Origin of the sequence: Symbiopectobacterium sp. (assembly GCF_051710365.1) — a bacterium.
Classification (GTDB): Bacteria; Pseudomonadota; Gammaproteobacteria; order Enterobacterales; family Enterobacteriaceae; genus Symbiopectobacterium.
This window is the reverse complement of sequence record NZ_JBPETA010000173.1, coordinates 1-6,379: the sequence shown is the minus strand read 5'-3', so window position 1 is coordinate 6,379 and position 6,379 is coordinate 1. Positions and strand designations below refer to the sequence as shown.

At 51.1% G+C, this 6,379-nt stretch carries 5 protein-coding genes and 2 pseudogenes; 3 read left to right on the top strand and 4 right to left on the bottom strand.

The window, feature by feature from the left end:
- Positions 1–120: 120 nt before the first annotated feature.
- Together ACTBDZ_RS13835 and ACTBDZ_RS13830 are read right to left on the bottom strand one after the other, a co-directional pair.
- A pseudogene (locus ACTBDZ_RS13835) lies at positions 121–644 on the bottom strand (fumarylacetoacetate hydrolase family protein); the annotation flags it as partial.
- A gap of 277 nt (positions 645–921) precedes the next feature.
- On the bottom strand, positions 922–1,191 hold the full coding sequence (locus ACTBDZ_RS13830; protein WP_438815747.1) for a YcgL domain-containing protein: 270 nt from the start codon (positions 1,189–1,191) through the stop codon (positions 922–924).
- Positions 1,192–1,324: 133 nt separating this feature from the next.
- Here ACTBDZ_RS13830 and minC point away from each other — a divergent pair, with 133 nt between their 5' ends.
- From minC to minE, 3 genes are read left to right on the top strand one after another with little or no spacing between them, the layout of a single operon-like run.
- Complete coding sequence (gene minC, locus ACTBDZ_RS13825) at positions 1,325–2,011, top strand: septum site-determining protein MinC (RefSeq protein ID WP_438815746.1); 687 nt, start codon at positions 1,325–1,327, stop codon at positions 2,009–2,011.
- 22 nt (positions 2,012–2,033) lie between these two features.
- Complete coding sequence (gene minD / locus ACTBDZ_RS13820; RefSeq protein WP_438815745.1) at positions 2,034–2,846, top strand: septum site-determining protein MinD; 813 nt, start codon at positions 2,034–2,036, stop codon at positions 2,844–2,846.
- 3 nt (positions 2,847–2,849) lie between these two features.
- Positions 2,850–3,119: a cell division topological specificity factor MinE gene (minE, locus tag ACTBDZ_RS13815; protein WP_222160745.1), complete on the top strand. Its 270-nt coding sequence runs from the start codon at positions 2,850–2,852 to the stop codon at positions 3,117–3,119.
- Positions 3,120–3,167: 48 nt separating this feature from the next.
- On the opposite strand, the gene rnd is transcribed toward minE, so the two are convergent.
- Both rnd and fadD read right to left on the bottom strand, forming a co-directional pair.
- Positions 3,168–4,295 carry a ribonuclease D gene (rnd, locus tag ACTBDZ_RS13810; protein ID WP_438815744.1) on the bottom strand — a complete coding sequence of 376 codons (1,128 nt, stop codon included), beginning with the start codon at positions 4,293–4,295 and terminating at the stop codon, positions 3,168–3,170.
- Positions 4,296–4,417: 122 nt separating this feature from the next.
- Positions 4,418–6,119 (bottom strand): annotated as a pseudogene (fadD, locus tag ACTBDZ_RS13805) (long-chain-fatty-acid--CoA ligase FadD).
- Between the last annotated feature and the right edge of the window lie 260 nt (positions 6,120–6,379).

The window sequence follows — 6,379 nt, the reverse complement described above, 5'->3', positions numbered from 1 at the left end:
GGATTGTTAGTATGAATCATGAGAGTTACCTCGTGTTTTGTATAAGGATTGGACACCCATATCAAAACCGGTAACTCTCAACCTTGCAAGGTCCAGTGTCAGATCAAGTCGCGACTAATACATATAAGCAATCAATGGCAGAATCGGCGTGATCATATCGCGCGTGTTGCCCTGTTGACGGATTTCATCATTCACTTTCACGCCTAAATCCGTCTGCTGCGGATCGCCAAACTCGGCGACGGGAATAAACCCGGAAATCGGGCAAGCGCCATCAAACCCTTTGGCCTTTTCCCATGGGCGACCGGCCTTTTTATTCTGACTGAATGTCACGCAGCGTCAAATCCAGCGCGACACCGTAACCAGCAATCGCGCGCGCCACGCGCTCTTCATTCGCCTGCTTAAGCGGCGTGCCAATCAGCACTGCCAAATTCAACTTCGTGATGCACCGAGCCCAGGTTTTTCGGAATAGCCACCGGTTGGCGCAGATCGCACAGTGCGGTCTCAGGTTTGATAAATAGCACGGGTTCAGGGGCGACCGAGTTTCCCATTTCTTTGATGTGGTCTGCGTAGTTACTGCCGACGCAAACCACTTTATTTACCGGGAAATCGAGCAGTGCGCCCTGCCAGTCTCTGTGTTGGTACATGGATATCTCCTGCCCTGTCAGTTGAAAATCACGCTCAGATACCCAGTACATCAGGTAAACCGGTGGGTATCCATTTACGCCAGGGGTTTATTTATACGTCTCTGCGCCGATAAAACAAGCCTGTAGACCGTAATGCGGAAAAATATAAGTAAAGAATTCAACGCCAGATCATACTTTTTAAGCGCCGTTACGCATCAGCACGACGCCTGAGCTACGCAATTCGGGGTGGGAAACGGTTAAGAAAAAACCGAATTTTTATCCCAAACACGGTACCACGTTATTTGCTGACGTTGTGATGAACGGATAACAAATTCTCCGGAGGCGGCGGCATTTGCAGATAAAAGCCCTCCTCGTTGAGCGCCTGCTTTACTTTTTCAATGTCGGCTGACGCTAATTTTTTGCTGCCATCAAGCGGTAATAGCATCACCAAATGCGGTGTACCAAAACTTTTCATCAGCGCTTCCGGTACGCGGGAAAAATCATCTTTTTTATCAACAAAGAGATAGGTTTGATCGCGTTTGGCGCTTCGATAGATCACACAAAACATTTTTTTACTCGATTAGATGGGAATGTCATCTTGCCTGTATATAATTGTGACTATAACATGCTTACAGCACTCTGGAATATCATGTTGCCATGCAAATCCAGGGATTTAACAGGCTGAAACTGAGTCAGGATAGATGTCACAAACGCCAATTGAGTTAAAAGGCAGCAATTTTACCTTATCGGTTGTTCATTTGTATGAGTCGCAACCAGAGGTAATTATTAAAGCATTACAGGAAAAGATTGAGCAGGCTCCCGCATTTTTAAAAAATGCGCCTGTGGTTATTAATGTTGCCGCCCTGACGGACGAAATAGACTGGTTATCTACCCAGCACGCTATTATTTCTACGGGGTTACACGTGGTGGGTGTGAGCGGTTGTAAGGACGAGGTACTTAAAAAAGCCATTATCAAGGCGGGATTGCCGCTGCTAAATGAAGGCAAGTCGCCGCGTCGGGCACCTGAGCCTATTCCCGTTGCACCAGCAATAGCCAAAACCAAAGTGATTACAGCGCCGGTTCGTTCCGGCCAGCAGATTTATGCCAGAGAGGGCGACTTAATCGTACTGAGCAGCGTCAGCGCCGGTGCAGAAGTGATAGCCGATGGCAATATCCATATTTACGGCATGATGCGGGGACGAGCGCTAGCGGGCGTCTCGGGTGATGTGCAGAGCCAAATCTTCTGTACGCATCTTGCAGCCGAACTGGTATCCATCGCCAGGCGCTACTGGCTCAGTGACAAGATCCCAGCGGCCCATTTCGGGAAGGCCGTGCGTCTGAAGCTCGACCAACTCGCAAACGATTTAACCATACAACCTCTAGACTAAGCCCTTTAACAAGGAACTATTTATGGCACGCATTATTGTTGTTACATCGGGTAAAGGGGGCGTTGGCAAGACTACTTCAAGCGCGGCCATTGCTACCGGTTTAGCCCAGAAAGGTAAAAAGACGGTTGTTATCGACTTCGATATTGGTCTGCGTAACCTCGATCTCATCATGGGATGCGAGCGCCGCGTGGTCTACGATTTCGTCAATGTGATTCAAGGCGATGCCACGCTTAATCAGGCATTAATCAAAGACAAGCGCACGGAAAATCTCTATATCCTGCCCGCGTCACAAACCCGTGACAAAGATGCGCTAACCCGCGAAGGCGTAGAAAAAGTGTTGGATACGCTGGCAGAAATGGAGTTTGATTTTATCATCTGTGACTCCCCGGCTGGGATTGAAACAGGTGCATTGATGGCGCTCTATTTTGCCGACGAAGCCATTATTACCACCAACCCGGAAGTGTCATCGGTGCGCGACTCTGACCGCATTCTTGGTATCCTCGCTTCCAAATCACGCCGGGCCGAACGCGGTCAGGATGCGATTAAAGAGCACCTGCTGCTCACCCGTTACAATCCAGGCCACGTTAGCCGCGGTGATATGTTAAGCATGGAAGATGTACTGGAGATCCTTCGTATTTCGCTGGTTGGCGTTATCCCAGAAGATCAGTCCGTACTGCGTGCATCAAACCAGGGGGAACCGGTGATCCTTGATATCGCTTCCGACGCAGGCAAAGCCTACGCTGACACCGTCGATCGCTTGCTGGGTGAAGATCGTCCCTATCGTTTCATTGAGGAAGAGAAAAAGAGTTTTCTTAAACGCCTTTTTGGGGGATAAATTATGGCCTTACTCGACTTCTTTCTGTCCCGCAAAAAAAACACCGCGAATATTGCCAAGGAGCGGCTGCAAATTATCGTTGCGGAACGCCGCCGTGGCGACAGTGAGCCACATTACTTGCCACAGTTAAAACGGGATATTTTGGCGGTGATCTGTAAATACGTACAGATCGACCCGGAAATGGTGACGGTTCAGTTGGAGCAGAAAGGGGATGATATCTCCGTGCTTGAACTTAACGTCACCCTGCCAGAACCGGAAGAACCCGCTAAATGAGTCCAAGGAATTAAATAACCCCCGCACCATGTGGGGGTTATTCTGCTATTACCCTTCGCGAGTCAACAAATCGCGCAGCGGCGCAGCGAACAGTTCGGCTCGCCAGCCGTTCAACATTTCAGGTACCGAGCCTTCCTGAGCAAACAGCTTCCAATGCCAATTCAACAAGCGGTTGATCTGACGACGTGATGCCAGTAACTCAGCAGAAAGTCCGCTACGTTCACTCACCTGCGTCACCAGAGTTTTGATGTCTTTAAACAAGCGCTTATAGCCCGGGTAATCGATCAGGTTCACGATCGGCGCGGGGTACTGGGATTCCGGCAGCGCATTGGCTTGGGCGACAATATCGAGCAGTGTTTTACCGTGATAACGGATTTCCGGGCCGCTCAGCCCAAGTGCACTCAACTCGCCCAACGAGGACGGCATGCAGCGCGCCACCTGAAGCAAATTTTCTTCCCGTACCACAAAGTTGACTGAGCTGTCGCGCTGTCGCGCCAGACTCAGCCGCCACTGAGCAAGCAGTTGCAGGCAAGCCAGTTGCTTGCCACGCAGTTGCCAGGCGTTACCAAATTCACGATAGGCAAGTTCCGGCGCGAGGATATCCTGTTTACGCTGACACAGTAACCGGCATTCATCCAACGCCGCGTCCAGCCATCCGGCTTCACGCGTTTCGGCCACAATCGTCTCAGCCATCGGCAACAGATAGAAGACATCTGCGGCGGCATAGTCACACTGTTTCTCAGTCAACGGACGAGCCAGCCAGTCGGTACGCGATTCGGTCTTATCCAGCGTCACACCTTGATAATCTGCCACTAATGCAGCAAATCCATACGACAAGGGCTTACCGAGAAATGCGGCCAAAATCTGTGTATCGATAAACGGATGTGGCAACACGCCAAACGCATTAAGAAACACCTCAAGATCTTCACTGCTGGCGTGCAGGAACTTGGTCACCTGCGCATCCTGCAGCAGCGCCACAAACGGCTGCCACGCGCTGATAGTGAGGGGATCGATAAGAGAGAGAGTTTCACCGTCAAAAAGCTGGATAAGACCCAACTGCGGATAATAGGTGCGAGTGCGGACAAATTCGGTATCCAGCGCGACCTGCGTGTGCTGACGCGCCTGCTGACAAACCTGTTCCAGGCCATTGTTGTCGCTGATTAACTGATAATTCAAAACGTGTTCTCTTGTTTTTAACTGTCGGCTACTGCAAAAACAACGCCGGTATAACCGGCGTTGTTAACCTTTTGCTATGGTAACCTGTCCTGCTGCGATCTGGCAGACGTTTTATTGATAAATCAGGAAACCTTTGCGATACCTTCATCGGGTGACTTTTGTTTGCCATTGTCGGCACGTAACTCCCGGCGCAGAATTTTTCCCACGTTGGATTTCGGCAATTCGTCCACAAACTCCACCAGTTTTGGCACTTTGTAGGCGGTCAGATTACGGCGGCAATGGGTGATCAGTTCATCTTTACTCAGGCTGCTGTCACGGGCCACAACGTAGGCTTTAACCGCTTCACCACTCAGCTCGCTTTCCACACCGATCACCGCCGCCTCGGACACTTCTGGATGGCGCGCGATCACTTCCTCAATTTCTGTCGGATAAACGTTAAACCCCGACACCAGAATCATGTCTTTTTTGCGATCGATCACGCGCAGAAACCCCTCTTCATCTGCCGTGACAATATCGCCGGTCGCCAGCCACCCCTCTTTCAGCACCTCTTGCGTCGCGGCCGGTTGCTGCCAGTAGCCCAGCATCACCTGCGGGCCTTTCACCCACAGTTTGCCCGATTCGCCCGGCGCCACATCCTGCCCCTCATCATTCACGATGCGCACATCGGTGGACGACACCGGCAAACCGATGCTGCCGCTGTAGTGTTTTAAATCATAGGGGTTGCCCGCCACCAGCGGCGAGCTTTCCGTCAGGCCATAGCCTTCCAGCAGGTGTTTTCCCGTCAACTTTTCCCACCGCTCCTCCACCGATTGCTGCACCGAGGCGCCGCCGCCCACCGACAAACGCAGCGTAGAAAAATCCAGCTCATGGAAGGCCTTGTTATTCAGCAACGCGTTGAACAAGGTGTTAACACCCGTGACCGCCGTAAACGGGTATTTACCGAGTTCTTTCACCACCGCCGGGATATCACGCGGATTGGTGATCAGCAGGTTCTGCCCACCCAGTTCAACAAACAGCAGGCAGTTTACCGTCAACGCAAAGATGTGGTAGAGCGGCAGCATGGTGACCACCAATTCATGGCGCTCTTGCAACACCGGACCATAAGCGGCTTTCGCTTGTGCCAGGTTCGCCTGCATATTACGGTGCGTCAGCATCGCGCCTTTCGACAACCCGGTGGTGCCGCCGGTATATTGCAAAAATGCCAGATCGGCATTCACGATTTGTGATTTGATGTACTGAAGTCGCCGCCCTTGTTGCAGTGCGCTGCGAAACGAGATGGCATCCGGCAGATGGTATTTCGGCACCAGACGCTTGATGTACTTAACCACAAAGTTGACCAGCGTCCCTTTCGCGGTGGAAAGCTGATCGCCCATGCGCGTCAGGATCACATGTTTAACGTCGGTGTTATACACCACCTTTTCCAGCGTATGCGCAAAGTTGGACACAATCACAATGGCGGTTGCGCCGCTGTCTTTCACCTGGTGTTCCAGTTCACGCGGGGTATAAAGCGGATTGACGTTAACCACCACCAGGCCGGCGCGCAAAATGCCAAACAACGCGACCGGATATTGCAACAGGTTCGGCATCATCAGTGCCACGCGGTCGCCCTTTTGCAGATGGAGCTGGTTTTGCAAATAGGCGGCAAACGCGCGGCTACGCTCTTCCAACTTGCGGAAAGTCATTACCTCGCCCATGTTAATAAATGCGGGCAGGTCTGCATATCGGGCAACCGCATTTTCAAAAAGATCGACCAACGGTATAGTTATCCGGATTAATTTCGGCGGGCACGTTTGCCGGATAACGCGTTAACCAGATTTTCTCCAAGGTATCACTCCCAAGGTATTTTTTTAGTGGCATGATGATTCTCCCACCGCTCGTTTAATTAACATTATTTTAACTCAGCTTACCAGTTGCTGCTGAGACAATATCGAGGTTGAGAGTTCGATCACGCCTTATTGTTAATCCGTCATTCCGCACCTGATTTTTCTTTTTTCGGGACTTGACGGTATTCTGAAGTTCTGAATTTATTACTGCTTTTTGCAGACCAATCAGCATGAGTACTCCCCACGTTACCATCCGTAACC